The organism is Adlercreutzia equolifaciens, assembly GCF_029076695.1.
GTDB lineage: Bacteria > Actinomycetota > Coriobacteriia > Coriobacteriales > Eggerthellaceae > Adlercreutzia > Adlercreutzia equolifaciens_A.
This window is the reverse complement of the sequence record NZ_JARFIK010000143.1, coordinates 1-355: the sequence shown is the minus strand read 5'-3', so window position 1 is coordinate 355 and position 355 is coordinate 1. Positions and strand designations below refer to the sequence as shown.

The window sequence follows — 355 nt, the reverse complement described above, 5'->3', positions numbered from 1 at the left end:
AATCGAGCTTATAGAGAAGCCACGCGATGACTGCGAACGTCAGGGTAACGGCAACGTCAAAGTAAGATTTATTGACAGAGTAAGCGCCTGCAAAGCAGAAGATCACGATGATCGGAGTCAGGATCTCCTGCGGGATCGATACGACTTTGGCAAAAAGCTTTGTCAGATATTTGCCCTGTAAAAGCATGAACAGGTTGACGAAGAGCAGTCCGAGCATGATGGCGTACATGATATCGCCCTGGGTCGTGAACAGGCTCAAACCAGGATTCAGTCCATTGATCATAAGCGCGGAAAGCATGATCGCGACACAGCCGTCGCCCGGGATACCGAGTGTAAGAAGCGGGAACAGTGTAGC

1 protein-coding gene is annotated in these 355 nt (G+C 50.4%); it reads right to left on the bottom strand.

The genetic code is table 11. The annotated features are described in order from the left end of the window. On the bottom strand, positions 1–355 hold a 355-nt coding region (locus tag PZH32_RS11830; RefSeq protein ID WP_275208455.1), incomplete at both ends, for a tripartite tricarboxylate transporter permease.